13 protein-coding genes are annotated in these 26,749 nt (G+C 74.9%); all 13 read right to left on the bottom strand.

From position 1 onward, the window contains the following. Positions 1 to 36 precede the first annotated feature (36 nt). Positions 37 to 3,564 carry a hypothetical protein gene (locus ACSQ4M_RS18080; protein ID WP_436190809.1) on the bottom strand — a complete coding sequence of 1,176 codons (3,528 nt, stop codon included), beginning with the start codon at positions 3,562 to 3,564 and terminating at the stop codon, positions 37 to 39. Further along, positions 3,564 to 5,489, bottom strand: coding sequence for an AAA family ATPase (locus tag ACSQ4M_RS18085; protein ID WP_436190810.1), 1,926 nt, complete (start codon positions 5,487 to 5,489; stop codon positions 3,564 to 3,566). Before ACSQ4M_RS18085 ends, ACSQ4M_RS18080 begins: the two co-directional genes overlap by 1 nt. Next, positions 5,486 to 6,901: a hypothetical protein gene (locus ACSQ4M_RS18090; protein ID WP_436190811.1), complete on the bottom strand. Its 1,416-nt coding sequence runs from the start codon at positions 6,899 to 6,901 to the stop codon at positions 5,486 to 5,488. The genes ACSQ4M_RS18085 and ACSQ4M_RS18090 overlap by 4 nt, the downstream gene beginning before the upstream one ends. 723 nt (positions 6,902 to 7,624) lie before the next feature. Next, positions 7,625 to 12,826 (bottom strand): hypothetical protein, encoded by a 5,202-nt coding sequence (locus ACSQ4M_RS18095; protein WP_436190812.1) that lies wholly within the window; start codon positions 12,824 to 12,826, stop codon positions 7,625 to 7,627. Next, positions 12,823 to 14,802 (bottom strand): hypothetical protein, encoded by a 1,980-nt coding sequence (locus tag ACSQ4M_RS18100; protein ID WP_436190813.1) that lies wholly within the window; start codon positions 14,800 to 14,802, stop codon positions 12,823 to 12,825. Before ACSQ4M_RS18100 ends, ACSQ4M_RS18095 begins: the two co-directional genes overlap by 4 nt. 15 nt (positions 14,803 to 14,817) lie before the next feature. Further along, positions 14,818 to 15,744, bottom strand: coding sequence for a hypothetical protein (locus ACSQ4M_RS18105; RefSeq protein WP_436190814.1), 927 nt, complete (start codon positions 15,742 to 15,744; stop codon positions 14,818 to 14,820). Further along, the gene (locus ACSQ4M_RS18110; RefSeq protein WP_436190815.1) at positions 15,741 to 16,142 is read right to left on the bottom strand and encodes a hypothetical protein; all 402 of its coding nucleotides are present in this window, start codon (positions 16,140 to 16,142) and stop codon (positions 15,741 to 15,743) included. The genes ACSQ4M_RS18105 and ACSQ4M_RS18110 overlap by 4 nt, the downstream gene beginning before the upstream one ends. 41 nt (positions 16,143 to 16,183) lie before the next feature. Further along, positions 16,184 to 19,258 (bottom strand): phage tail protein, encoded by a 3,075-nt coding sequence (locus ACSQ4M_RS18115; RefSeq protein ID WP_436190816.1) that lies wholly within the window; start codon positions 19,256 to 19,258, stop codon positions 16,184 to 16,186. Between the two features lie 723 nt (positions 19,259 to 19,981). Beyond that, complete coding sequence (locus tag ACSQ4M_RS18120) at positions 19,982 to 22,249, bottom strand: putative baseplate assembly protein (RefSeq protein ID WP_436190817.1); 2,268 nt, start codon at positions 22,247 to 22,249, stop codon at positions 19,982 to 19,984. Positions 22,250 to 22,253: 4 nt separating this feature from the next. Further along, entirely contained in the window at positions 22,254 to 22,646 is a 393-nt protein-coding gene (locus tag ACSQ4M_RS18125) for a GPW/gp25 family protein (RefSeq protein WP_436190818.1), read from the bottom strand. Continuing rightward, on the bottom strand, positions 22,643 to 24,199 hold the full coding sequence (locus ACSQ4M_RS18130; protein ID WP_436190819.1) for a hypothetical protein: 1,557 nt from the start codon (positions 24,197 to 24,199) through the stop codon (positions 22,643 to 22,645). Before ACSQ4M_RS18130 ends, ACSQ4M_RS18125 begins: the two co-directional genes overlap by 4 nt. A 749-nt stretch (positions 24,200 to 24,948) precedes the next feature. Then, positions 24,949 to 25,638 (bottom strand): phage baseplate assembly protein V, encoded by a 690-nt coding sequence (locus ACSQ4M_RS18135; protein ID WP_436190820.1) that lies wholly within the window; start codon positions 25,636 to 25,638, stop codon positions 24,949 to 24,951. Next, positions 25,638 to 26,720 carry a phage late control D family protein gene (locus ACSQ4M_RS18140; RefSeq protein ID WP_436190821.1) on the bottom strand — a complete coding sequence of 361 codons (1,083 nt, stop codon included), beginning with the start codon at positions 26,718 to 26,720 and terminating at the stop codon, positions 25,638 to 25,640. Before ACSQ4M_RS18140 ends, ACSQ4M_RS18135 begins: the two co-directional genes overlap by 1 nt. Positions 26,721 to 26,749 lie beyond the last annotated feature (29 nt).

A 26,749-nucleotide genomic window follows, 5' to 3' on the forward strand; every position in this document is an offset into this window, starting at 1 on the left:
CTGGCCCGGCCATTGCCCCCATGGCCGGGCGGACCGTCATGGCGCAGTCGCGTCGGATTCTTCCGGCAGGCGCAGTGGCGGGACGACCGGTGCCGCGCCCGGCCGGGGTGGCCGCGGCTCGGTCAGCGGCCAGCCGTCTCCGGCCTGGACATCGATGGACTCGGTGTTGGTGCCGGTGTCGGTCAGCACGTCGTGGGCGGCCGTGCGGCTCGGCTCGCCGAGGACGGCGCCGTCGGAGCGGTTGAAGCTGTAGCTCGAATCGCTGTCCATCACCCAGGTGACCTCGCCGTTGGGCCCCACGCGCGCGTTCAGCTCCCCGGCGGCGCGGGCCGTGCCGCGGAACTCGCCACCCGCGCCCGGGGTCAGGTCGCCGTGCACCACGCGCGACTTGAAGCCGGGCTGGTTCTCCGGCGCGATGATGAAGTTGCCCTCGCCGTCCACCACCCACAGATACCTGCGTGCCGGATCGAGCTGGCTCACGTCGATGGGCTGGCCGCGGCGCGCGGTCATCATCTCGGGCGGGTTGCGGTAGGGCATCTCGGCTTCCCGCAGGGTCTCGGCGGTCGAGGGTTCGCCGACCGCATCCAGCAGTTCGGGCGGTGCACGCGTCGGCTCCGCGCCCAGCACGCGGGTGCGCACCCACTCGTTCAGGTTGCGCGCGCCCAGGCGCAGGCCGGTGTACATCTCGATGCCCGTGACGCGCATGCCGCGCCAGGCCTGCGGCAGCGCGGCGCGCCAGCCCACCCAGCCGCGCGGGACCAGGTTGGGCCGGAAGAAGGCACCGCCCGGCGGCCCCTTGATCGCGGCGCGCGCGCCCAGCACCAGGCTCACCAGCGTGAACGCACCCATGACGCCGCGCTCGGTCTGCTCGCCCTGGGTGAGTTCGCGTCCCGTGACGAGGTCGTGCCCGGTGATGCCTTCGGCGATGCCGGTGATGCCCACGGTGTCTGCCAGCGCATAGCCGGCGATGGTGTACCAGGGGCTGTCCGAGAGTTCCGCCTGCCCGCTGCGCGCGGCGACCGCGAGCACGAAGCCCACCACCAGCAGGATCGCGCCGGCGATCATGACCGCGGTCCAGGCCGTGAGGATCACGCCGAATGCGGCGGCGATGGCGGCCACGACCAGGGCCACCGCCACCATGATCAGCAGCCCGACCACGATCTGGCCGATGGCCCGCACCAGCCCGGAGAACCAGCCATCGTCCACCTGCTCGGCGGCTTCCTGCGCCCGGTCCTCGACCTGGTCGGTGCGCGGCAGGATGGCCTGGGCGATGCCCTCGTCGACCGCGCTGCGCACGTCGTCCGCGAAGCGGGTGTTGATGGCGTCCAGCTCGGCCGTCGCCTGCGCGATCGCGGTGTCGATCTCGGCCATGACGCCCGCGCTCAGCTGCTCCTGGCGGCTGGCGAGCCCGGCGATGGCGCTCTCGCCCTGGCTGGCCTGGCCCGCGAGCACCGCCGCGGCCGCGGCGCTGCCGCTCTGCACGACCGCGGCCGATGCGCGCGCGGCCGCGCCTTCCAGCGCGCCGGCCTGCGTGGCGAAGCCGGCCGCCGCCTCGGCCAGCTGGCCGAGCGTGGCCGTGGCCGACTGGGCCAGGCCCGCGCAGCCGTCCGCGGCGCTCGCGGCGATGGCGGCGCGCGTCGCCTCGATGACGTCGCGCATGCCGCCGGGCAGCGGCTCGGCGGCGCCGCTCGCGACCGCCTCGGTTTCCTGCAGGCTGGCGTCGATGCCGGTCTGCAGCGTGGCCGCGTCGCCGTCCAGGCGCGCCGCTGCTGCCTGCGCGGCCTGCCGGATCGACGCGAGCGTCCGGGCGCTGGCGGCGTCCACCTGCGCCAGCGCGCCGGCCTCGGCGGCGTCCAGAGCAGCCAGGTCCGTGGCGAGCCGCTCGTCCAGGCCGGCAGCGGCGCCGGCTTCGCCGGCCTGCAGTTCGGCGATCGCCGCGGCCGCGGCCTCGGCGAGCAGCGGGATCAGGTCGGCGCGCGCCTGCGCGATCTGCGCGTTGACGCTGTCCGCGTAGTCGAAGTAGCCGCCGGAGAACTCGGCGGCCCGCTCGCGCACGTCCGCGGCCAGCGAGGGCTTCTTGTCGCGGATGTCCGCCGCACTCTCGGTGGCCACTTCCAGCGCGGCCGCGCGCTTGTCCGGATTCGGCTCCTCGCGGCCGGGATGGCGCGCCGCCTCGGCGCGGCCGGCCTGCTCGCATTGGCCGGCCGCGGCTTCCAGTTCCCGGTCCGAGCGCGCGACCTCCTGCTCCGCGATGGTCCCGGGCTCGCGGCTGCGCGCCGCGGCCGCCTCGCTCATCTGCTGCGCACGCAGCGCGAGCTGGCCTTCGGCGTCCGCCGTGCGCAGCGCCGATCCGGCTTCGAGCGCCGCGACCTGGCCGGCGATCTGCGCCGAGAGCTGCGCCCGGCTCTGCGCCGTGGCGGCCACGCGCGCGGCCCGGGCGCCGGCGCAGTGCGCGCCGATGCGCGCGCGCAATGCGGCCGCGTCCCGCTGCACGGCCGCGGCCTGCTCCTGCACACCGGCGAGGAGCAGGGCCTTCTGGGTCTCGGCTTCGGTGGCGATGGCGGCCTTGTGCGTCTCGGCCTCTGCGCGCAGCGCGGCGAGCAGCGCCGCCACCTGGGCGCGGTCCTGCTCCGGGCTGGTGCCGGATTCGAACAGTTCGAGGAACTCCTGCTGCGTGGGCTCGCGCTCTGGAATCGCGGCCTGCAATGCGGCGGGATCCGGCGGTGGCACGCCCGTGGGCAGCGGCGCGGCATCTGCGGCGCCTTCCCCTGGGCCTGCGGCGGGCGGCGCGTCGTCCGCCGCGCCGGCTTCGCTGGCGCCACCGTCCGCGCGCGGGGACAGCTCTTCTTCGCCGGGCATCGCGGCCTGCTGCGCCTGCTCCAGTGCCTGGGTTCCGGCCGCCAGCTGTTCTTCGATGGCGCGCTCGCCCGCGGGCGGTTCTTTGGCCGGAGCGGGGCCTGCGGTCGCGGGGGCCGGGGCAGGGGCAGGGGCAGGGGCAGGGGCGGACTGCGCCCGCGGCGGTTCGACGGTGGCAGCCGTCGCAGGCGGCTCCTGGGGCATCGGCCCGCTCGGCGCCAGGACGGTGGGCTGGCCCGCGCGCCGCTCGGCTTGGATGCCCCCGATGGCCACCACCTCGGCCAGCTCGCCGCGCATGACGCTGTCGTCGACGTCTTCGCCGGCCGCTGCCGAAGGCCCGATCACCGTGGCGGCCGCAGCCTGTGCCGCGCTCGGCGCCTGGGCATCCGGTGCCGCTTCGGCGGGCTGCGGGCTGTCTTCGGCAAGGTCTGCGCCGGTCCTGGCCGTGGTGGCGGCGTCCTGCGGTGCGGTGCGCGGCGCGTTGCCAGCGGTGGCGGGCGGGGCGCCCGTCGCGGACTGTTCGGCGCCGCTCGCCGCTGGCGCAGGCGCCGGTTGCGCGACCGCCGCCAGGTAGCGCGGCATGCCGGCCGGCGCGACGGGCGGGGCCACCGCGGCCTGCGGCTGGGCCGCGCCGTCCGCGGGCGCCGCGCCCGGGTGGCGGCGCGCGCGCTCGCGCGCGGGACGCGGAGGGGCCAGCGCGGTGCCCATCAGGCCTCCGGCGCCAGGCCGGCCGGTGCCTGGCGGCCGAGCTTGCGGCACTCCGCCGCCACCGCGGCGAGCGCGTCGCCATAGCCGATCCGGCGGCCCGCGTGCCGCGCGCGCGCCGCGGCCGCGAGCACGATGTTGCGGATGTGGCCGCCGGACAGGTCGCAGGCCGTGGCCAACCGGTTCAGCTCGCCGTCGCCGAGTGCGTGGCCGTCACCCAGGTGGCCGACCCACAGCGCGCGGCGTTCCTGCGGCGTGGGCTGCGGGAAGTCGACGATGGCGTCGAGCCGCCGCGTGAACGCGCTGTCGAAGCGTCCGCGGCTGTTGCTGGTCAACAGCGCGATGCCCTCGAAGGATTCGATGCGCTGCAGCAGGTAGTTGGTCTGCGCGTTGGCGAAGCGGTCGTTGGACTCCTTCACGTCGGTGCGCTTGCCGAACAGTGCGTCGGCCTCGTCGAACAGCAGCACCACCTCGGCATGCTCTGCCCGCGCGAACAGCTGGGCCAGGTTCTTCTCGGTCTCGCCGATGTACTTGCTGCTGATGGCGGCCGCGTCCACGCGGTACAGCGGCAGCCCCAGCTGCGTGGCCAGCCAGCCTGCGGCCAGCGTCTTGCCCGTACCCGAAGGGCCGACGAACAGTGCGCGTACGCCGGGTCGGTAGCGCGCCTGGGTCGAGGCGCCGAGTCCGTCCGCGAGATCCTCGCGCAATGCGCAGCGCTGGCCGAGCGCGGCCAGCGCCTCGCGCAGCGGGGCCGGCACGACCAGCACCGCGTCGGCGATGGCTTCGGGCATCAGCTCGGCCAGCGTGCCGAGCTCGGCCGCCAGGCCGCTGCGCGCGGCTTCGGCCACGTGCGCGAGACCTGGTGTGCCCGCCGCGGCCAGCCGCGCCTGGTAGCGCGCCGCCTGGCCGATCTGCGCGATGCGCGCTGCGTCGTAGCGGTACTGCCGGCCGGCGTTGCGCGACAGTGCCGCGTCGCCGAGCAGCGGCTGCCACAGCGCAGCCCGCTCGTCCGCGGCCGGCAGCGGCACGCGCCAGCTGCCCACGCTGCTGCCGTCGCGCTCGAAGCTGCCGTCGGTGCCGCTGGCCACGAGCAGCGGGCCGTGGTAGCCGGGCAGCGTGGGCAGGCGGCGCGACTCGCCGGGCGCGAGTTCGGCGCACAGCACCGGCACGCAGCCGCACAGCGCCAGCCACAGGCCCGCGCCGGGCGCGGGGTCCTGCTCGAAGAACGCCGGCCGGCGGCCCAGCGCATGCACCACCCAGGCCGCCGCATTGCGCGCCTCGCGCGGATGGCCGCTGCGCACGACGAGCTCGCCCGAGCCGGCCTGCAGCGCCCGGGCCTGGCGCTGCGCGGCCTCGCGCAGGGATGGCGCGACCGCGAAGGCCGGCGCATCGAGCGCCACGCCGGGCCAGCGCGAGACGCCCTCGCGCAGCGCCAGGACCAGCGGCAAGGGCACGCGCAGCGCCTGCTCGGGCAACGGGCGCGGCGCGGGCTCGGTGTCGCAGAGCAGCAGGCCGGCCTCGCGTGCCGCGCCATCGAGCAGGGCGGCCAGCGGTGCCTCCAGGCCCAGGGCCTGCGTCGCCGCGACGGCCAGGCCCACCGTGGGCCGCGAGCCACCGGCCGGTGCCTGCAGCCAGGCCACGGCGCGCGCGGCCATCGCGTCGAGTTCGACGGCCATGGCCAGTGCCACCGCGACCAGTTCCAGCGGCAGCAGCGGCAGCGTGCGGGCCAGGGCGTGCAGCAGCCGGTCCTCGACCGGTGGCTCGGCCAGCCAGGCCTGCAGCGCGGCGGCCGGATCGGCGGCGTCGGCGGCGGCCAGCCAGCCGGCCTCGGGGCTGGCATGCGTGTCGGCCGGCGGCACCAGTGCGGCCAGCGCGAGCCGGTGCAATGGCAGCAGCTGCAGTGCGGCCTCGCGCTGCGGGGCGTTCATGGCGCGTGCCCGCCGTAGTGGAATCCGACCACGCGGCCGAACCAGGGCAGCCAACCGGGGTCGATGTCCAGGCCCAGGCGGCGCACGGCCAGATCGGTCTGGTCCAGCGCGAAGAACAGGTCGGCGTGCGTGGCGGTCAGCGCCAGGCCGGCCGGGCGCCGCACGAGACCGGCCAGCGGCGGGCCGCCCGCGCGCCGCAGCTGGAGGCGGCAGGCGGCCAGCCAGGTGGCCGCCTGGGCGCCACGCGTGGCGCAGCGGGCCAGGCCTGCGGGCCAGCCGGCCGGCGCGGCCGGGCGCAGCGGTGCGGCCGCGGCCTCGGCCGCCGTGGCGGCCAGCCCCCAGGCCGGATCGTCGGCCGGGGCGCGCAGGCGCAGCAGGGTGGCGCGCAGCACCAGGGCGGCAAAGCGCTGGTCGTGCGGCGCCAGCCAGTCCGGCAGGCCCAGCCGGGCCAGCAGCGGCAGCAGGAACAGCAGGCCGCCGTGGCGGGTCGGTGCGCGCCAGGCCGGCCCGGCGGCGGCAGGAGGCACGGACCTGGGCGGTGCGGCGGGTGCGGCGTCCGGCGTGCTGTGCGGGCTGCGTTGCGGCGTGTCGGCGCGCAGCGGCCGTGCCGGCGCCGTGGGCGGGAGGGTGTCCTGCGCGGTATCCGATGCCGCCGCGGCCCGTGTTGCCGGTGGCGCCGTCGCGTCGGATGGGGGCGGCGCGTCCGCCAGGGCGGGGGGTGGCACGGCGGCCGTGGTGGCGTGCATGCCCTGCGTGTGCCGCAGCAGCTGCTCCAGCCAGGCCGGCAGTGCCGGTGCGGGCGCTGCGGCGGTCTCCGGCCGGGCCGTCTCGGCTGCGGGCGGCGGCAGTCCGGCGCGCGCCAGCAGGGCCGCGCCCTGCACCGGCGCCAGCGCCCGGGCCAGCGCCATGGCATGGCCGGCCTGCACCAGCGCCGCGGCCCAGGCCGGCAGCGCCACGCGGGCCTCGGGCCAGCCTGCGATGGTCCAGGCCATGCGCTGCAGCTGGTCGGCCGGTCCCATGGCGGCCGCGCACTCGGGTACCGCCAACGGCCAGTACCAGGCCGCGCAGGGCGCGTCCCGCAGCCGCCGCAGCGCCAGCTGCACGCGCGCGTCCAGCGCGCCAGCGAAGGCGACGCAAGCCGCATCGGCGGCGCTGTCGCTGTCCGCGCCGACCCAATGCCGCGTGGCCTCGGCCAGCCGCTCCTCGATGCGTTGCGCCAGGGCCGGCGCCGTGATGCCGGGAGCCACCGGCCCCAGCGCCAGCCGGCGCACCACGAGCAGCCGCGTGCCTTCGCCATCGCCCAGGCTGGCGCAGCGCAGCGCATCCTCCAGCACCGGCAGCAGCCGGCGCGCCTGCTCGGTGCCGGGGGCCTGCAGGCGCAGGTGGCGAACGGTGCGCTGAGCAGCGGGCATGGTGTTCAGGCCCCAGCGTCGGTAAGTTTCGAGGCCGAGCGCAGCGAAGGCCCGAATCGGTTCCCGTTCCCCGGGGCCCCTGTGCCCACGCCGAGGAGCGCAGTGGACTGGGCGGCGCGGGGAACCTCGCGCTTCAACATCTGACTCATTGCACTTGTTCGAGCCTCGTTCCCGCAGTGAACGGTGCGAGTTGTGCAATGCGCCCAGGCCGCGAGCACCGCAGGTTGCCCGGAGCGCCAGCGGAGGGACGTGGGGACCGGGGTCGCCCTTTCTTTGGTTACTTTCTTTCGGCGAAACGAAAGAAAGTGACTGCACTGCCGGGGGCAATCCCGGCCTCTGGTTCCCGCAGGAAAGACTACGTCTGATCGAGGTGAGGAGGCGGGGTTTTCGCCCCCGCACGACGACTCACTTTTCTTGCTTCGCCAAGAAAAGTAAGCAAAAGAAGGCGACCCCGGTGCCCCTGTCCTTCCGCTTCGCTCCAGGCAACCTGCGGTGCTCGCGCCATGGGCTGCATTGCGCAACTCGCACCACTCACTGCGTTCGTTCAGCTCGAACAAGCGCAATGAGTCAGATGTTGAAGCGCAAGGTGCCCTTGTGCAGCCCATGGCGCTGCGCTCCTCGGCAGGGGCACAGGGGAAATGCCGATCCGGGCCATCGCTGCGCTCGGCCTGGGGATCGGGCCATCGCTTCGCTCGGCCGCGGGAGGGGAGGAGGATTTCCATATCACCGGAACAGCGTGCGCCGCGCCGCCGTGGCCGCCAGGCTCACGGTGGCCGCCATGTCGAAGTGCACGCGCACGTCGTCGCCCAGGTCCACGCGCGTCTGCGCCGTGTGCACCACGCGCGCCATCACCTCGCCCTGGCCCAGGTCTTCCACCGTGGCGCGCGCGACCAGCTGGTCGGCCCGGTACAGCAGCGCGGCCATGCCCACGCGCAGCGGCGCGGCGTCCAGCACCGTGAGCGGGATGCGCACCCCCGGGCTCACGCCCGGCGTGGGCCGTGCCATGCGGCCCTGCACGATGCGGTCCACCGGCGCGTGGCTGGCCAGCAGCAGGCACATGCGCACCACGTCGTTGACCAGGGCCACGGCCTGCGGCTGGCCAGGCTCGATCTGGGCGAACAGCCAGTCGGCGTAGGCCTGCATCTGGCGCCGGTCCAGGTAGGGGATCTCGGCCCAGCGCGGCAGGTTGGCCAGGTTGCGCAGGTTGGGCGCGGCGTCGAACTCGGACAGCAGCTCGGCCCACTGCAGCCGGATCGCGGGCAGCACGCCGCTGAACTCGGCATGCAGGCAGGCCGCCACACCGCGGATGCGGTCCAGTTCCTCGGCCGCCGCGCGCGCCACGTCGGCGCGGCCATGGCCGCCTTCGGCCAGATCGCCGAAGCTCACCACCTGGGCGGCCTGGTCGCGCACGCCCTGCCAGGAGAGGCTGCCCAGCAGGCCCAGGTTCATGGTCTGCAGCGTGGCCACGCGCGGCGCCAGCGCCTCGGTCTGGCGCGTGGCCAGCTGGGCGATGCCGGTGGCCAGCCGGCTGGCGCCGGCCAGCACCTGGACCGACAGGCGCGGCTGGGCCAGGCCGGCCAGCGCGCGCACCTGGGCGCCGTCGAGCAGGCGCACCAGGTGGTCGACCTTGTCCAGCCGCTGCAGCAGCGGCGGCACCTGCACGAACCAGGGCGCGGGCGCCTCGCGCACCACGCGCAGCATGTCCAGCAGCTCCTCGGGCGGCTCCGGGTGCGCGCGCAGGCAGGCCGGCACGGGCGCCTCCACCAGGCCGGGGTCGACCGCATGGGTGGGCGTGGCCAGCAGGTTGTCGGTCTCGCGCGGGCGCACGTAGGCGATGAACTTGACCTCCTCGGCCAGCACCTTGGCGCGGCGCGCGTTGATGGCGGCGATGCGCTCGGTCTCCTCGGCCAGCAGCGCGCGCGTGACGCTGACGTCGTGGCGCGCCTCGGCCAGCTGGCTGGCGATCTCGGCCTGGCGCGTGGCCAGCAGAGCGACCTGGCCGCGCAGCGTGGTCAGCGCGGTCTCGCAGCGGCTCAGCGCATCGCGGTAGATGGTCAGCCGCGCCTCCAGCCGGCGCAGCATGGCGATGGTGGTGTCCGACAGGCTCACGGCCTGCGTGAACAGCGTGGCCTCGTCGAGCGCGTTGTCGCTGCCGGCGGGCGGGCGGGCCAGGGCTTCCTGCAGCGCGGCGTTGCCGCGGAAGTCGGCCAGCGGGCGCTGCAGCGTGCCGGCGGGCAGGCCGGCCAGGAACGGGTCGCCCGCCAGGCCCGGGATCTGGAAGTCCTGCAGCAGCGCGGGGACCTCGCCGCTGTCTTCGGCGGCGAAGCTCTCCAGCAGGTTCAGCAGCGACGAGACCGTGCGCGCGCGGTTGGACAGCGCGTAGTTGCGCGCCTCGGGCGAGGGCGGGTTGCGCAGCCGCTCGGCCAGCGCCGTGGTGCGGATCTCCGACAGGCCCACGACGGGGTTGGCGTAGACGATGTTGAGCGGCGCCGTAGGCCGCTGGATCAGCAGACCCTCGGCCAGCCGGTTGGTCGCCACGCCGCTGCGCGCCGCCAGGTTGGTGCTGCTGCCCAGCAGTTCGGCCTGCGCCGCGGCCTGGCCCGGGCGCGTGCCCAGCGCGCTCGCGGCCAGCGTGCCGGCGATGCCCGCGCTCTGCACGCTGCCGATGCTGGCGCCGGTGATGGTGCCGATGCGCACGGTGGAGATGCTGCCGATGCTGCTGCCGAGATTGCTGCCGAGGCTGCGCCCGCCGGGGCGCTGCGGCGCGGGGCTGGGCGCCGGGGCCGGCGGTGGAGGGGGTGGCGGCGGTGGCGGCGCGGTGGCGGCCTGGGCGGTCTGGCGCACGCGGTCGATGTAGGCACCGATTTCCTTCTGCACCTCGATCGCGCTGTCGGACCTGGCCAGCGCCGCCAGCGTGGGCGAGATCGCCAGCCGGCCGGCGTCGGTCGCGCTCATGGTCAGCTGGCGGATGCGGTGCATGTCCACCTGCATGTGGGCGAAGCCGAAATCGGTGATGTCGTCCGCCCGGTCGATGCGCTGGCGCAGGTAGTCGATGAAGCCCTGCAGCCCGCGCAGCAGCAGCTGCGACTGCTCGTGGCCCGACAGGCGCAGCAGCAGCGGGTCGCCGACCAGCGCGGTGTAGACGCTCACGGTGCCGATGCGCGAGGACGGCGTGGGCGTCAGCACGCCCAGGTTGTGCTGCGGGATCGGTGCCGGCGTCAGGAACGGTGCATAGGGCGGCGTGGTGGTCGGCCGCGGGTCGGCGCTGATGGCGGTGGGCCACAGCAGCACCGGCGCGGGCGTGGCCTGGCCCTGGGCCGGTGGCGGCCGGTGCAGCAGGTCGCTGACGGCCAGCTGGCCCTGGTAGGCCGTCAGCACCATGCCGATCACGGCGTAGCGCGAGGCGCCCGCGGGCACATCGGCGGCCGTGGGCAGGCGCAGCGGCAGCTCGACCCAGCTGCCCGAGCGCGGCAGCGCACCGGCGCGCCGCGTGCGCGCGTTCAGCGTCTCCAGGCCGGGCACGGTGCGCATGAGTTCGGCCTGGCGGTTCTCGCCCCAGTAGCCGAACACGTACTGGATGCGCGCGGCGGCCGGCACGTCCGAACGCAGGTCCAGCAGCATCAGGCCGGCCCACAACGAACGCGGCGGGTTCAACTCGTCCAGGTAGATCCAGCAGGCGATGCTGTCGGCCGCGCCGATGGTGATGCTGGCCAGCCCGCCCTGGCCGTTGGTGACGGCGTTGTTGACCACGCTGTGGCCGCGCCAGCCGGGGGCCGGCGGGTAGACCAGGCTGAAGCCGCTGCCCGGCACGGCCAGGCGCCGCGGCGCGGCGCCCGTGCCCGGCGCGCCGGGGTCGAAGATGCCGCCGCCGTCGCCGCCCTCGGCCTCCAGGTCGGGCAGGCTGGGCTCCACGCCGCGCTGCGGCTCGAACGGGGCCCACAGGTCGTTGGCGCTGAGCAGGTCCCAGGGCTCGTCGCCCTGCACGCGGGCGCCGGCCGGCAGGAAGTTGCAGAACCACTTGCGCCAGACCTCGGCCGTGCGCGCGCCGGTCAGGCCGAACGCGGCGCGGCCGTCGACCAGCGCGAAGCCCATGCCGTCCACGTTCTGCCCGGCCAGGCCCAGTGCGCTGGCCGCCACCGTGAGCATGACCCACTGGCCGGCCGTGGGCAGGTCGCCCACGCGCAGCCGCGCAGCCGTGCCGTCGGTGCCGCCGGGGAGCAGGTTCTCGCCCCAGTAGGCGCGGTGCTCCCAGCCATTGGGGCCGTGCCAGCGCAGCATCAGCTGGCGCGGCGGGTGCTCGGGGTCCAGGCAGACCCAGCAGAACAGCGACTCGGCGGCCTGCGCCGTGAACGGCGGCGCGGCACCGTCGAAGAAGTGCTGGTGCTGGCCGGCGCGCAGCGCGCTGCGGTGGCCGCCGCCGGGCGGCGGCTCGCCCCAGGGCGCAAGCGACTCGGTCTCGACCGCGAGCGGGTCGTCCCGGAACGAGGGCACGGCCTGCACCTTGCCCGACAGCGCGTGTTCCAGCATGGCGGCCTGCTGGCGCAGGCCCTGGCGCAGGCCCAGCGTGCGCGCGCGGCGCAGCAGGTGCTCGTCCAGCGTCTGCTGGAACAGCGGGTCGATCAGCGCGCGCTGCAGCAGCCCGGGCTCCCAGGACGACAGCGGCACCGGCACCATGAGGCGCACGCTCTCGGCCGCGCCGATGGACAGCGGCGCCAGCGCGGCGCTGGCGCGCACCGCCAGGTCCAGCTGCTCGACCGGGATCGGCACGGCGTCGATGTCGAAGCCCACCGGGAAGAAGGCGCTGCGCGGCCCGGCCGCGTCGAAGGCGTTGCGCGGCAGCAGGCCCACGGGCGGCAGGAAGCGGCCGAAGGCGTCGTTGAGCTGGCCCGGCGCGGGCGCGGGCTCGCCGGTGGCGGCCACCTGCTCGGCCAGCTGCTCGATGCGGGCCTGCCACAGCGCGGGCCGGCGGCTGTCGGCCTGCAGCTGGCCGGCCACGGCCACCAGCGGGGCGTCGCGCGCCTGGCCGCCGCGCCGCACCACGCTGGCGCGGTCCAGCCAGAGCGGCGCGCGCGTGGCCGGGTCCAGCGCCACCAGGGCCAGCGGCTGGCCCCAGGCCTCCCAGGGCAGCACCTGGCCGGCGGGCAGCGCCTCCTCGGCCTGGAACACGGTCCAGGCCAGCGCATTGCGCAGCTGCTCGTCGGGCACGGCCGGCACGCCGCGCCACTCGCCGGGCCAGACGTACCAGAGCAGGCGCGCGCCGTCGGCCATGCGCCAGTCCTCGAAGGCCGCGGCGTCGCCGTAGGTGCCCTCGTCGCAGGCGCTGCGCGCGCAGGGGTCCATGGGGTCCAGGCTGGCGCGGTCGGCCATGACGGGCTGCAGCACCAGCACGCCGATGGCCGGCAGCGCGGCGGGAATTTCGGGGCGCGGCGCACCGTCCGGCGTGGTGGGCTCGCCCAGCGCGCCCAGCGCGGCGCCGATGCCGCGGGCGCGCAGCGTGGGCGGATCGCCCTCGGTGCCGGGGCCGACGCCGCTGCCGTCCTCGAAGAAGCCGGCCGGCGCCACCACGGGCACGTCGGACAGCAGGCAGCGCAGCGGCTGCTGCAGCACCAGGTCTTCGCCGCTGGTGGCCAGGGCCAGCCCGCGGCCGATCTCCAGTTCGACCGCGCCGAAGCCGGTGGCATCGGGCAGCAGCCGGACCGAGAGTTCCAGCCCGTCGACCACGCCGGCCGTCCAGTCCTGCCCGCGCAGCGCGAGGTGGCCGGCCTGCCAGGCCTGCCACTGCGTGAGCGCGCCGGCCGTCAGTGCGCGGCCGGGGAACACGTTGGGCCGTCGGCGCCAGTCGCTGGCGGCCTCGGTGGCGCTGGTCGGCGACAGGCCGACGACGCGCTCGCCGGCCAGCGCACCGCGGATGGGCGTGGTGCTCACGGTGTGTCTCCTGGCTTGCCCGCCTTCTTCGCCACGGGTTTCTTGGCCGGGGCCTTTCTGGCCGGTGCCTTCCTGACCGCGGTCTTGCGCGGCGCGGGGGCAGGTGCGGGTTCCGCGGCCGGTGCGGCCACGGGCGCATCGGCAGGCGCGTCGGCCGGCGGCTGCGCGGGCGCCGCAGCGCCGCCACCCGGCACGCGCGTGAGCCGCTGGCCGAGCTGGGCCAGCCGGGTGCTGTCGGCGCTCTGCGCCGCGGTGTCCAGCTTGCGCCATTGGTCGTTGCTGGCCAGGCTGGTCAGCGCGGTGCGCGTGACGGCCTCGCTGCCGGTGGCGCGCTCGAGCTTCTCCAGGCCGCTGCCGGTGCCGCCCTCGAGTTCGGCGCCCACGCGCAGCACGCGGGCCTGGTCGATCTGCGGCGCGCCCTCGACCTTGGCGTTCAGCGCGCCCAGCGCGGCGGCCGTCAGCGTGGGCGAGGCCGCCACGCGCGGCGTGGCCAGCAGCGACACCACGTTGGCGGCGGCGCGCGTGCTGGAGGCGGCCAGCACGCGGTCCAGCGCCGGCCTGAGGCCCAGCGCGTCCACGCGCGCCAGCACGCCGCGTTCGACCGGCACGTCGTCGCCGCCGGCCACGGCCACGGGCCGGCCGACCAGGTCGTCGCGGTAGGCCAGGTTGCGCCGGCGCACGAACCACAGGCCGGGCAGCTGGGCCAGGCGGGTCCATTCGGCGTCCGAGGGGTTGGCCACGTCCACCGGCACGAGCGGCTGCGGCAGGCGCAGCCGCGTGAGGATCTCCAGCGGCTTGCGCTGCGCGATCAGGTTGGGCGCGGCCGGGCGCAGCGCGCGCGTGACGGCCGTGAGCCGCGCACGCACGGCGCGGAACTCGGCGCGCGGCACGGGCGCGAGGATCAGCACGGCGGTCAGGTCCAGCGCCGCCTCGCTGGCCAGCAGGTCGATGGGCGGCAGGGCCAGCGCCTCCTCGACCAGGGCCGGCAGCTCGTCGTCCGGAATGATGGAGAAGTCCACGTCCACCTCGGACGGGAAGTAGCGCTGCGTGAAGTCGCGCGTGTCGATCACGCCGGGCGGCAGCGGCCCGGCCGGCGGCAGCGCCGGGAACTGCGTGGCCGCCGGAAAGCTGCGGCTGCCCAGCTGCGCGACCACGTCGGCCAGGTGGGTCTGGTATTGCAGCAGGTGGGCCAGGCGCAGGCCGCGCGGCACCAGGCCCAGGCCCGGCAGGTCGCCGCGGTCGGCGCCGAGTTCGCGCCGCACCAGGGCCTCGTCGATCCAGACCAGGCTGTTGGACTGCAGCGCCAGCATGGCCACGGGCAGCACGTTGGCCGACCAGCCCGGCGCGGTGGGCTGCGTGAAGATGCGCCGCGCGGCCGTGCCGCGGCGTGCATCCAGCGCATCGGCCGCGCCGTCGTCCTGCCAGGGGACCAGCACCACGGCCGTGCCCTCGACCACGTCGCCATCCTCCACGGTGCGCGCGCCGGTCAGCGTGGTCGGGTAGGCACCGATGGGGTTGGCCGTGAACTCCACCGGGCGCAGGCCCAGCACGAACAGGCCGGTGCGGCTGCGCAGCGGCGCGGCCGGCAGCCGCGACAGGCCGAAGCGCGCCGACAGCTGCTCCGCCAGCGGGATGTCGGCCAGGTTCAGGTCCAGCGTGCGCGGCAGCAGCACCAGCTCGCCCGCTCCGGTGATGCCGTCGCCGGCCGCGATCGTGACGCTCTGCTGCGTGGCGCCGCGCGCCACCTCCAGCCCGTGGGACACACCGCTGCCGGCCGCGCGGCCCAGGTCGGCTTCGCGGGTGAGGAAGTACTGCTGGTCGCGCACCAGGTCGCGCGCCGCGAGGAAGCGGCCGTCGAAGTAGCGCGGGCGCTCGCGCCGCGTGTCTTCCACGAGCACGCCGCGCTGGCGCAGCGCGGGCGCCTCGGCCGGATCGATGCGTTCGCGGGCGGCGCCCTGGGTCAGGTTGATGGCCATGGCGGGCTCCTCCGGTTATGAACCTGCGAACTGCGCGAACAGCGCAGAGGGGGGCAGGAAACGGCGGCCCCAGTTGTCCACCAGGGGCGTGTCGGCGGTGCGGGCCGGCGGCGTGGCGCCGTCCACGGGCAGCAGCACGCGGGCCAGGAACACGGCGCTGTGGTCGGCCAGTGCGGCGGGATGCTCGGGGGCCGGTTCCAGGCCGCCGTCCTCGCCCTCGCCACCGGCATGGCCGCTGGCGGACCAGCCCAGCAGCACCGCGTCCTGCAGCGCGTCGCGGCGCGCCTCGCGCGTGGCGGTGGCGTCGCCCAGGGCCGGGCCGCCGGGCGGCAGCGGCAGGCCGTCGTAGCCGGTGTCCAGGCCGGGGCGGGCGATCAGCTGCAGCTCGTAGGCATCGCGCAGCCGCGCGACCGAGACGGCGTTCAGCGCGTCGAACGGCCCCTGGGCGAAGCTGGGCGTGAGCCCGCGCGGGCAGGCCACGAAGCGCAGGAACACGTCGGCCACCAGCGCGCGTGCGGGCAGCGCGGTGCCGGACGCGGTGAAGCGCGGCGAGACGAAGCCGCTCACGTCGTCGTAGCTGGCCTGCAGCGGCACGCTGCCGCCGTTGTCCAGGGTGGGGGCCAGCGCCTCGAACCAGCGCGGCAGCCGCAGGCAGGCGGGGCGCGGCAGCTCGATGAGCCGGCCGAGCCGGTCCACCGCGAGGCCGGGCTGCACGCGGATCTCCTCGACCTGGGTGGCGCTGCCGGGCACGTGCTCCACGCGCAGCCCGGCCAGCGTGCCGGGGCCGGCCAGGAAGGCCAGGGCGCGCGCCAGCCGGCCGCGGTGGTAGGTCTGCTCGTCGCTGAAGTCCTGCGCGTCCAGCAGCATGCCGGTGGCGTAGGCCAGCCGGTCGGCGTTCGGCCGGGCCAGCAGCGGATCGGTGTCCGGGGCCAGGGTGCTCATCGCGGTCTCCTCGGTTTGGGGCTCCGCACGGGACGCACGGGCGTGACGACCGGACGCACCGGGGCCACGACGGGGGGATTGACGGGGGTGACGACCGGCGTCACGACCGGTGTGACCACGGGCCTGACCGGGTCGACCGGCACCGGGATCGGGATCGGCCGGTCGGGCGTGACCGGCGTGGGGATGGGCCGGACCGGATCGACCGGTATCGGGACCGGCCGGTCGGGGACCACCAGGCGCTGGATCTGCACCACCACTTCGTCGGCCACCCGGCTGCGCAGGCCGGCACTGTCCAGCACCACGAGGCTGAAGCGGTGGCTGCCAACGGCCAGCCCGGCATCGACGGTGACGCCCGGCGTGTCCGTGGTGATGGCCTGGCCGATGGCGAACTGGGCCATGGTTCAGTTCCTGCGGGGACGGTGCCTGGAGCGCGGCGGGCTCAGGTCACGGGGCCCATGTAGGTCCACACGTAGCGCACGATGCGGCCGCCGCCCGCGTCGAACGAGGCCGAGCCGTCCAGCTCGAAGCTGCGGCCGAAGGGGGCCAGGCGCGGCCCTCGGATCACGGCCGTGGGCGCATCCTGGTCGGCGATGATGATGACGACCTGGTCGGCCTGCGAGGCGTTGCCCGCATCGTCGACGACGACCAGCCGGAAGGTCTGGCGCCCGATCGGCATGGGGTTGTTGGGGCCGACGGTGACCTCGATGGTCGGCGTTTCGGTGGCGATCTCGACGCCGGGGGTGAATTCAGCCATGGTGATCTCCTTGGGGTTGCGGGTTCGGGAATCGGCTTCAGGAATCGGCGGCTGGCAGCCAGCGCCAGCGGTACGCGGCGAGCGTGCGGCCCGGCGCGGCGCGCGAGCCGCTGGCGTCCAGCACGAAGCTGGCGCCGGGCAGCACGCGCTGGTCGGCGCCGGCATCGGCCTGCGGCGCCAGCGTGGCCGGCGCGCCGGCAGCCGCGGGTCCAGCACGGCGGCGCTGATGAGGAAGTCGCCCAGGCCCAGGCCGCTCGCCTGCACCTGCACCGGGCGCGGCAGCCGCGGCGGGCCGAGGTAGGTGTCCACGCCGACCAGGCTGGCGATGCCGACCAGGAGCGGCCAGCTGGCCTGGGCCACGCGCAGCTCCACATGGGCCGGCGCCTCCCGCTGCGCGATGCGGCGGATGAGGCCCAGGTCCTGCGGTTCCACGGCCTGGTGCACGAGCACGGTGGCGCGGTGCGCGAGTTCGGCATCGAAGGCCAGTGCGGCCTGCTCGCCGGCCGCGCCGAGCTGGCCGGCGTTGAACAGCGCGGCCAGTTCGGCGCGCGCCTGCTCGCCGACGAACAGCGTGTCGCCCACCACCGAGTTGCCGCTGACCTGCAGGCCGGGCAGCAGCGGATCGCGCTCGTCGGCCAGGTCCACGCCCAGCAGCGTGGCCAGGATGCGGCGCAGCCGGAAGTCCTCCACCACCAGCACCTCGCCGCCGCGCACGGCGCCGCCGGTGGCGATGTCCAGCGCCAGCTGCAGGCCGCGCCGCGTGCCGTGCCAGCGCGCCAGGTCGGGCGCACCGCGCAGCCACTCGCGCCGGCGCGCGGCCGGCAACGCGGGGTCGAAGGCCACGCCGATCCAGCCGGCCAGCCAGTCGAGGCGGCCGTCGTCGGCCAGGGCCGGGTCGCTGAGCAGGTGGGCGTGGGCCACGCGGTCTTCCAGCCGCGTCAGCACGCCTTCGAAATTGGCCAACAGGCGGGCGTTGAAGTCGGCCGGCGTGGCGCGAGGGCGGTAGATGGCGATGAAGCCGTCCTCGCGGCGCAACCGCCAGGCGCTCGCACCGTCCTGCAGCAGCCAGGCCTGGCCAGCGCGCTCGACCGCGATGCTGGCGGCCGCGCCCAGCGTGACCTGCTCGAGCAGCAGCCGCGCGCGCAGCGCGACGTCGCCCGCGTCGGCCGCGTCGAGCGCGCCGCCGAACGCAGGGTCGATGGTCGCCAGCCGCTCGCCGGGCGCGCTGGCGGCGCTGCCGAACTGCGATTCGCGGTACAGCCGCGGCAGGTAGTGGTCCACGTAGGAGAAGCGGTTGCCCCAGACGCGCAGCGCGGCGATCTCGGGCGTGGCATGGCCATCGCCCTGCAGCGCCAGCCGCAGCCACAGGTAGCGGCCCGCGAGATGGCGCACGCGCTGGCGGCTGTTCTGCACGAGCACCGAGAACAGGCCGGCGCGGCCCGGTTCCTTGGCGCCGCCCAGCAGGCCGGGGTGGTGCGGCAGTTCGCTGGGCACGGGCTCCCAGACGGCCTGGGGCAGTTGCGGTTCGGCCAGCGCGGTGCTGCCGAACAGGTGGGCGTGCCAGGCCAGCCGGTCGTCGTCGGCCGGCGGTGCGGGCTCGTTGGTGGAGGCCAGCCAGGCGACGAAGCCGGTGTGAGGCGGCAGCTGGGCCTCGGCGAACAGGCGGTGCCAGACGGTGGTGGTGTCGCCGCTGTCGATGAGCCGTGCCACCAGGCCGGTGGCGCTGTCGACGTAGTTGCGCGCCTCGCCCTGCGCGGCGAAGCGGTGCAGCGACAGCGCATGCAGCGGCTCGGCGCCGGCCGTGCCGACGGGGTAGCAGGGCGGCTGCACGGGGCCGTTGCAGAACGGGGCTTCGAGGGCGTCGGGCGCGAGCGGGTAGACCTCGCCGAGCGGCGCGAGCGGGCCGGGCGTGGCGCCGAGCTGCCAGGCCGGTGCATCGCGACGGCCCGGCACGCGCAGGGCCACGCGGTCGGGCGCCAGCCAGGCCAGCGCATGGGCGTAGGCCGCGCCCTGCGGCGCGTCGGGCAGGTCCCAGTGCTGGGCGTCGGCGCGCCAGCGGCGCAGGCGTGGCGCACCGTCGGTGGCCCAGCTCAGCAGCGCGAGCGCGCCGTCCGGGCCGCTGGCCAGCGCCACGGCGTTCTCGCTGCCGTCGCCAGGCGGGCCGGCCAGCAGGCGGATCTGCGGCGCACAGGCGTTCTCGGGGCTGGGGCGGAACACGCGCGGGTCGTAGTCGTCGGGCTGGGGTGTCTCGGTGCGGCGCGGCCGGCCCGTCAGCCGCGCGAGCCGGCCGGTGCCGCGTTCCATGAACCACACGCCGCCGTCGGCCGCCGGGGCGGCGCGCCAGGGTGCGAAGCCGGGCAGGGCCACGCGCACGTCGGCCCAGCGGCCGCGCAGGTCGTGCAGCAGGACGGCGCCGGGCAGCAGGATGTAGAGCACGCCGTCGGCGCCGTTGCACAGGTCCGTGGGCGTGGCGTCCAGCGCGATGAGGACGGCCTCGTCGGGCAGCACGCTGCGCACCAGGATGGCGCCGCTGTCGGCGTCCCAGCGGGCCACGCATTCGAGCGTGTCGACGGCGCGGGGGATGCGTTCGAGCGCCTCCTGCGCGGCGGTGAAGGCGGCGGCGGGGGCCAGCGCGGGCGTGAGCGTGCGTTCGGAGGCCAGGCGCAGGCGGCGGCAGTCGGTGTCCCAGGCGGTGTGGGCGTGCGACGGGAAGTGAGAGGCTTCCCCGAGCAGCCAGAAGCGTTGGCCGTTGGCGTCCATGTCAGTGCTCCAACGCAGAGACCGAGGCCGAGCGCAGCGATGGCCCGGATGTGACCCCGCTCCCGGGGCCCCTGTGCCCACGCCGAGGAGCGCAGTGGCCTGGGCGGCGCAAGGGCACCTTGCGCTTCGTGAACTGACTCATTGCACTTGTTCGAGCTGAGTGAACGCAGTGAACGGTGCGAGTTGTGCAATGCGCCCAGGCCGCGAGCACCGCAGGTTGCCCGGAGCGCAGCGGAGGGTCGTGGGCACCGGGGTCGCCCTTTCTTTGGTTACTTTCTTTCGGCGAAACGAAAGAAAGTGACTGCCCTGCCGGGGGCATATCCCGGCCTCTGGTGCCAGCAAAAAACACTACGTCTGATCGACGTGAGGAGGCGGGGATTTCGCCCCCGCACGACGACTGACTTTTCTTGTCTCGCCAAGAAAAGTAAGCAAAAGAAGGCGACCCCGGTGCCCCTGTCCCTGCGCTTCGCTCCGGGCAACCTGCGGTGCTCACGCCATGGGCTGCATTGCGCAACTCGCACCGTTCACTGCGTTCACTCAGCTCGAACAAGCGCAATGAGTCAGTTATTGAAGCGCAAGGTGCCCTTGCGCAGCCCATGGCGCTGCGCTCCTCGGCAGTGGCACAGGGGGAAGTCCCACACGGGCCATCGCTGCGCTCGGCCTGGGGCCCGGGCCATCGCTGCGCTCGGCCTCGGCTTTGGAGGGCGTGGCCACTTTGTTCCATCAGCACAGCTCCAGCACGACTGGCACCGCCACGGCGCTCGCATCGGCGAAGGGATTGGGCAGGGCGCCCAGGTCGGTCGGCGCGCTGGCGCCCTCGACGGCGATGACCGACAGCAGCTCGGGCAGCTGCCAGGGCGAGAGCACGAGCTGCTGGGCACCATCGGCCGCAATGGCCGGCAGCACCTGCCAGTCGTTGCCCTGGCGCTGGAACAGGCGCAGGCCGCGCAGCTCCTCGACGCCGGGCACGCGCGAGACCTCGACCTCGAGCTCGCGCGAGCGCACGGCGCGGCCCAGCGGCCAGCCACTGCCGTCCAGGCCGCCGGGGGAAAGCGGCCACAGCAGCCGGCGCAGCGCCTCGCGCACGTTGAGCAGCACCTGGTCGCGCGCATGGCCGTCGCGCACCAGCACGGCGACCGACAGGCCCAGCGCCACGTAGTCGCAGCCGATCACATAGAGCTCGGTGGCCAGCGGCGTGCGCACCGAGAGGTGGGCGTGCAGGCGCTCGATGAAGGGGCGGTCGGGCCGCGGGTTGGGGGCCGGTGCCAGCGGCGCGGCCGGCAGCGCGAGCACGCTGACCACGCCGGGCACGTTGAAGCGGCGGTCGCGCGGCTTGAAGCGCGGCAGCACCTCGATGCGGCCCACGTCGATCGACGAGGCCTCCAGCGCCAGGCTGCGGTAGTCGTCCTCGGTCACGGCCCTGTCGCGGTGGCGCAGGCGGGCCGGGATGCGGCGCTCGGCCACGGCCAGGGTCTCGGCGTCCTCGCCGCCGGCCAGCGGCAGCGGCTGCAGCACGCGGATCGGCGGGGCGGTCTGGCCGGACAGCAGGGTGCCGGTCAGTTCGGCCAGCGCCAGTGGCGGCAGGTTGCCGGCGCGGCCACCGCCGAAGCGGCCCAGCGCGAGACGCACGCGCATGCCGGCCTCGGGCACCTTGCCGCGCAGGCCGTCGCCCAGGCGCAGCATGCCGGCCTCGGCGTCGAGCTCGTAGGCGGTGGCATCGCGCGCGACCTGCGGGTCGGCATGGATGGCGGCCAGGTCGTCCACGCGGGTCCAGGGCTGGTAGCCGCGGCCCGGCGCCTCGACCTCGATCTGCACGCTGGCCGCGTCGACCGAGCCCAGCGGCAAGGCGAACTGCTGGTCGGCCGCGCCATTGGAGGCGCCCAGCACGCGGCCTGCCAGCGTGTTGCGCTGGTCGATCTCGACCGCGTTGACGCCGATCCAGGCCAGCGGCAGCTGCTGCACCTGCTGGCCGGGCTGGGGCCGCAGGCGCAGCCAGGCGACCAGGCGCGCGGCGCGGGCCGGGTCGTCGAGCCGCGGCGGCGCGTCGCCCACGCCGGCATGCGGGTTCTCGCCCACGTCGTTGGAGGGCGCCCAGATCGCGCGCTCGTCGGGCAGCTGCAGGCGCAGCGTGCCGGCGCGGGCCAGGCCGCCGCTGGTGTCGGTGCCGCCCTGTACGGGCAGCACGGTGTAGCTGGTGTCCAGCGCGGTGGCGCCGCGCGTGGTCATCTCCCACAGCACCGGCACCGGCGTGGCGGCGGTGACCTCGTCGAAAGGGCCGGCCGGACGCACGGCGGGCACCACGCCGACCGAGAGCAGCGGCGGCAGCGCGGCATCGCCGCCGCCCAAGGCGTTGCGCACTGCCGTGTTGACCTCGCCCTGTTGCGCGGGCTGGCGCGCGGGCGGGGCCAGCAGCGCGATCCACAGCGCACGGTCCACGCTCTGCGCGAACACGTCCACGCCCTCGGGCGCGGCGCGGCCCTGGGCGAACACGGGCGTGGTCTGGTAGGCCTTGAGCGCGCCGCTGATGCGGTGGATGCGCGCCAGGCCCTGCAGCAGGTCGCTGCGCTGAGCCAGCTGTGCGGGCGGCAGCGCGCGCTTGATGTAGGCCTCGCCCGTGATCGGCAGCACCGTGGTCTCGGCCAGGGTCTCGAAGGGCACGGCGGCCTTGAGCAGGGCACGCGGCTGCAGCGTGTGGGCCGCCAGCTCGGTGTCGCGCGCGAAGGCCAGGCCGACGATGCCGCGCGCCGGCAGCGCGGGCGCAAGGCCCATGCCCAGCAGCTTGAGGAACACCAGGCGCTGGCGCTCGGGCACCAGGTTGGCGCGGTACAGCAGCGTGTCGCCGAGCCAGGCGAACAGCTCGATCAGCGTGCGGCCGGGGTCGCCCTGGCGCGGGTGGGTCCATTCCGGCGTGTGGGCCGGGATGCGCGCGATCAGTTCCTCGACGAGGTCGTCGAAGCGGCGGTCGTCCAGCGAGGGAGGCAGGAGCGGCATGGCGTCAACCCTCTAGATCTACTGTCACGTTCATGGCGCCGGCCTGGCCCGAGCGGGCCAGCCGGTAGGCGATCTCCACGCGCACCTGGCTGGGTGCGCCGGCGACCTCCCAGACCTCCACGCGGTCGAGCAGGATGCGGCTCTCCCAGCGGGTCAGCGCGTCCTGCACCAGGTCGCGCATCTCGCGCCGCGTGGCGATGGTGTTGGGCGCGTGCAGCAGCCGGTCCAGCCCGCCGCCGAACTCGGGCCGCATGAGCTGCTCGCCCGGGCGCGTGGACAGGATGGCGCGGATGCCGTCGCGCACGCTGGTGGCCAGGTCGGGCCAGGCCAGCGCGCCGTGCGCATCGGGCAGCGGCAGCAGGGGCCAGCCGATGAGGGGGCGTGGATGCGCGCTCATGACTTCGGCGGAATCTTCGGGAACGGCAGGCAGATCTTCATCGAGAACATCCAGCCGAACACGATGTTGAAGAGCCCCAGGAACAGGTTCAGCACCAGGAAGGCGCAGATCGTGATGATGGGGATGTTGAAGCTGCAGATCCACGTGAGGCCGAACTTGCTGCTCGCGCCTTCGCCGTCCAGCAGCTTCTTGCTCGACCCGGACAGCAGGCTCTGCAGCGAGGGCGGCACGACGAAGGCCACGCTGGGCTTGAGCGCATCGAGCAGGCCCTTGTCGCTGGGGTCGGGCAGCGCGATCTGCACGGGCGGCGCGCCCGCGCCCTCGTACCAGGCCGCGATCACGAAGGGCTCGCTGGCCTCGCCCCAGACGATGCGCGCCGGGCAGGCGCCCTCGGGTGCGAGCCGCACGAAGGCGCGCAGCTGGTAGCGCGCGCCTGGCTCGTCGAAGCGGCCACGCTTGCCCTTGACCGCGGCGAAGCGGCGCTGCATGGCGGCGTGCATGGCGTCCAGCAGGCGCTGCGCGGCCGTGGTTTCCATGGCCGGCCAGCTGGCGGGCATCTCGACGCTGCCGGCCTGCTGCTGCAGCAGCACGGCCTGGGCCTGCTGCAGGAACTGGTCGGCGCGCACGCGGCGCTGCTGGGTCTCGCCGCTGCGCAGCACCAGCGGCAGTTCCAGCGTGGACAGCGCCTGCAGGATGGGCGCGCCGGCGCTGCCGAAGGCATCGAACTCGCTGGCCAGCTGGCGCAGCAGCAGTACGAAGCGGGTCAGGGCGGCATCGGCGCCGGCCTGCTCGCTGTCCTTGAGCCAGGCGGCCGTGATGTTCTGGCCGGTGCGCGGCAGACCCATGGCCTGGCCCTGCAGCGCCAGCACCAGGTGGTCGCGGAAGGCGGCCGAGCGCGGGCCGAAGTCGGTGCCGGGCGCGGCGGCCAGTTCGTCGTCGGCCTCGCTGATCTCGCTGCTGACGGTGGGCACCAGGCCGTAGTAGAGGGTCTGTCCGGCCTCGGTGCAGACGTCGGGCGGCGCCAGGTACAGCGGGATGGTCGCCTCCTCCAGCGCGCTGTCGGGCTGGGTGCGCGTGAAGCTTGCCAGCTGGCGGTCGATGTCGGGCACGCCGGTCAGGCCGCCTGTGCTGCGCTGACCGGGCAGCGGGTCGGCGTCGGCGCCGCCCACGCGCGTGAGCGGCAGCCAGCCGTGGATGCGGCCTGCGGACTTCATCCAGCCCTCGGCGCGGCCGTCGGCGCCGACGCGGCGCAGCACCATGCCGGCGGCCTGGATGCGCCTGGGGTCCAGCCGCGGTTCGCCGGCGGTGTCGCACCAGGCCTCCAGCAGCGCGAGGTGGAACTGGCGCTGGATCGGCTGGAACAGCTTGAGCGTGCCCTGGCCGTCGAGCGCGCGGGCGCGCAGGGCGCGCAGGCGTTCGCGGCCGGCGGCGTTGCGAAGGTCGTTGAGCGTGGCGGGCAGGAAGTCGTCGTCGCTGCGTTGCAGCAGCCAGGGGCGGGCGCTGCGGGCGAGGCCGCGCGGTGCGCCGATGAGGATGGGGTGGTGTTGGGCCATGTCAGTGGTCCGTGGCGCAATGCAATGCAACGGCCGAGCGCAGCGATGGCCCGTGTGTGACCCCGCTCCCACCCCTGTGCCCACGCCGAGGAGCGCAGTGGACTGGGCGGCGCGGGGAACCTCGCGCTTCAACATCTGACTCATTGCACTTGTCCGAGCTGAACGAACGCAGTGAGTGGTGCGAGTTGTGCAATGCGCCCAGGCCGCGAGCACCGCAGGTTGCCCGGAGCGCTAGCGGAGGGACGGGGGCACCGGGGCCGCCTTCTCTTTGGTTACTTTCTCTTGGCGGAGCAAGAGAAAGTGACTGCACTGCCGGGGGCATATCCCGGCCTCTGGTGCCCGCAGGAAACACTACGTCTGATCGAGGTGAGGAGGTGGGGACTTCATCCCCACACCCCGACCTACTTTTCTTGCTTCGCCAAGAAAAGTAGGCAAAAGAAGGCGACCCCGGTGCCCCTGTCCCTCCGCTAGCGCTCCGGGCAACCTGCGGTGCTCGCGCCATGGGCTGCATTGCGCAACTCGCACCGTTCACTGCGTTCACTACGCTCGGACAAGCGCAATGAGTCAGATGTTGAAGCGCGAGGTTCCCCGCGCAGCCCATGGCGCTGCGCTCCTCGGCAGTGTCACAGGGGAAATTCCGATCCGGGCCATCGCTGCGCTCGGCCTGAGGTTCGGGCCATCGCTGCGCTCGGCCGCAATGGGTTGCGGCTGTGCGGGGGCGGCGCGCGGTTCCAAGTGTCGTCATGGCATCACCACACATTTCCCGCACCGGGCGTATAGCTCGCGCTGATCACCGCATTGGTCTGCAGCACCGCGCACTTGACGATGCCCGAGAAGTCGGCGATGGCCGCATCGACCTTGACCATGCCGGCCGTGACCTCCACGTTGGCGGCCTGCACCGAGACCTTGGCCGCGGCCGTGACCGTGATGCCGGCGGTCTCCAGCTTGATGCTGTTGCCGTTGGCGTCCTCCACCGTGAGCTGGCTGGGGCCGTCCTTGAGCGTCACGCGCGTGCCGCCAGGGGTTTCCAGCGTCAGCGTCTCCTGGCCGCTCTCATCGACCAGCGTGATCTGGATGCCGTTCTTCGAACGCAGGCGCTTGGTGCGGTTGGCGCCGCCGGCCTCGATGTCGGCCGGCGCCGCGGCGCTGCCGTTCCACAGCCCGCCCACGATCAGCGGCGCGCGCGCATCGCCCTGGGCCATCAGCACCAGCACCTCGTCGTCCACGTCGGGCAGCATGAACAGGCCGCGCTGGTCGCCCGCGAACGGGGCGACGACGCGGGCCCAGAGCGGCGCGTCCTGGCCCGTGGCGCCGTCGAAGGCCAAGAGGCGGATCTGCACGCGGTTGAGCCGCTCGGGGTCGTCCAGCGAGACCACGCGCGCGAGCTGGGCCAGCGCGGCCCAGGGCGGCGCGGACATGAAGGGCAGGTCGCGTTGCATCAGGTCCCCAGCCAGGCGCACTCGGCCTGGAATTCGGTGCGGTAGCCCTGGCGCTGGTCGAACAGATGGCGCGCCTGCACCACGTAGTAGCTGTTGTCGAACTGCGGCGCGATGCCGGCCAGCCGCACATGGCCACCCACGCGCAGCCGCGCATTGCCCTCGGCCACACCCTCGGCGCGCACGAAGCGGCGCGCGCGCTGGTCGAACGCGGCCTCGGCCACGGCGCGGGCTTCCGCGTCGCTGTGCACCGCCGGGCCTGCCAGGTGCAGCGGGCGTGCGCCCAGCGCATCGCTGGCCCAGTCCGGGCCGCTGCGGCCGCTGCCGGGGCCGCCGTGCGACAGTGCGCTGGCCTGGCCGCTGACGGGGGCACCGTCGCGCGCGTTCCAGCCCGACACGCTGACGGCGCTGACCTGTCCGGCCAGGTCGGCCGTGATGCGCACGCGCGCCAGCTGGCTGTACAGCGTGAGCTCCAGGCTGCCGCGCTGCACCTCGCCGCGCGGCGCCACCTGCAGCCTGTTGCCGACCACCTGCAGGTCGGCGTCGAAGCGCGCGAGCAGCCGGCGCAGGAAACCGAGGTCGGTCTCGTCGAGCTGGGCCCAGGTGCCGCGTGGCTGGTCCAGCGCGGTCACATCGACGGCCAGGCCCAGAACGCCTGCGATGGCGCGCGCCACCTCGGCCGGCGACTGGTCGGTGTAGACGCGGGTGCGGCGGGCGCGGCGTGCGGCGCCCAGTGCGTCTTCGGCCAGCACCACGAGTTCGGGCGGCTTGCCGTAGTCGCAGACCATCTCCAGCGCGCTCACGCGGCCCTGGAAGATTTCCGTGGGGGCGGCGGCGTCGCCGCTGTAGACGGCCAGTTCTGCGCCCAGGCGCAGCGTGGAGCCGGCGTCGAAGGCGAGCTCGGGGCTGCCGTCGGTGGCGACCCAGTTGTTCAGCCGCAGCTCCAGGTGCGAGAGGCCGCCCTCGTTCTCCTCCATGCGCAGCGCCAGCAGCTGGGTGCTGAGCCGCGCGTCCTCCTGCCCCGCGATGCGCAGCGTCGGGCGCGCACTGAAGATGGCGCTGCGGCTGAGGGTGGCTTCGGTCATCGCGGTCAGAACGTTTGAATGAACCGATC

Origin of the sequence: Pseudorhodoferax sp. LjRoot39, from assembly GCF_964253035.1 — a bacterium.
In the GTDB taxonomy this organism is placed as follows: domain Bacteria; phylum Pseudomonadota; class Gammaproteobacteria; order Burkholderiales; family Burkholderiaceae_C; genus Pseudorhodoferax.

Bases quoted from the DNA above. Each gene is read 5' to 3' on its own strand.
- ACSQ4M_RS18085 (WP_436190810.1), bottom strand. From the start codon at position 5,489: ATGAACGCCCCGCAGCGCGAGGCCGCACTGCAGCTGCTGCCATTGCAC.
- ACSQ4M_RS18130 (WP_436190819.1), bottom strand. From the start codon at position 24,199: ATGGCCCAACACCACCCCATCCTCATCGGCGCACCGCGCGGCCTCGCC.
- ACSQ4M_RS18135 (WP_436190820.1), bottom strand. From the start codon at position 25,638: ATGCAACGCGACCTGCCCTTCATGTCCGCGCCGCCCTGGGCCGCGCTG.
- ACSQ4M_RS18110 (WP_436190815.1), bottom strand. From the start codon at position 16,142: ATGGCCCAGTTCGCCATCGGCCAGGCCATCACCACGGACACGCCGGGC.
- ACSQ4M_RS18105 (WP_436190814.1), bottom strand. From the start codon at position 15,744: ATGAGCACCCTGGCCCCGGACACCGATCCGCTGCTGGCCCGGCCGAAC.
- ACSQ4M_RS18100 (WP_436190813.1), bottom strand. From the start codon at position 14,802: ATGGCCATCAACCTGACCCAGGGCGCCGCCCGCGAACGCATCGATCCG.
- ACSQ4M_RS18080 (WP_436190809.1), bottom strand. From the start codon at position 3,564: ATGGGCACCGCGCTGGCCCCTCCGCGTCCCGCGCGCGAGCGCGCGCGC.
- ACSQ4M_RS18115 (WP_436190816.1), bottom strand. From the start codon at position 19,258: ATGGACGCCAACGGCCAACGCTTCTGGCTGCTCGGGGAAGCCTCTCAC.
- ACSQ4M_RS18120 (WP_436190817.1), bottom strand. From the start codon at position 22,249: ATGCCGCTCCTGCCTCCCTCGCTGGACGACCGCCGCTTCGACGACCTC.
- ACSQ4M_RS18140 (WP_436190821.1), bottom strand. From the start codon at position 26,720: ATGACCGAAGCCACCCTCAGCCGCAGCGCCATCTTCAGTGCGCGCCCG.
- ACSQ4M_RS18125 (WP_436190818.1), bottom strand. From the start codon at position 22,646: ATGAGCGCGCATCCACGCCCCCTCATCGGCTGGCCCCTGCTGCCGCTG.
- ACSQ4M_RS18090 (WP_436190811.1), bottom strand. From the start codon at position 6,901: ATGCCCGCTGCTCAGCGCACCGTTCGCCACCTGCGCCTGCAGGCCCCC.